Raw genomic sequence first — 273 nt, 5'->3', positions numbered from 1 at the left:
CTATTGGCGGGCCTCTGCGATCGGGGTTGGTGACCCCTGCGAAATTTATGATTTCGTCGGCACTGACGAAGTAATCACTCAGCCACAATTAGAGTCGCTTAACGGAACAACTCTCACTCCAAATCCAGATAACCCGAGTGAGCCAACCGTCAATAACAATATAAAACTGTGGCACTGGAAACCTGCCGCAGCCAGCAAGGGACAAGCCACATGCGGGATTCGCTTCGTAATAATTGGGCGCGAAGGCCGACAGACCGGTTACTACCAGTGCAA

At 51.6% G+C, this 273-nt stretch carries 1 protein-coding gene; it reads left to right on the top strand.

What is annotated here, in order from left to right; translation table 11 throughout:
• Positions 1-273: AidA/PixA family protein (locus SB765_RS29690; protein ID WP_410932502.1), on the top strand; the 273-nt coding region annotated here is incomplete at both ends.

Source organism: Pseudomonas sp. SIMBA_067 (assembly GCF_046534675.1).
Classification (GTDB): Bacteria; Pseudomonadota; Gammaproteobacteria; order Pseudomonadales; family Pseudomonadaceae; genus Aquipseudomonas; species Aquipseudomonas putida.
The sequence above is the reverse complement of the archived record's forward strand: the minus strand, read 5'-3'. Positions and strand labels throughout refer to the sequence as shown.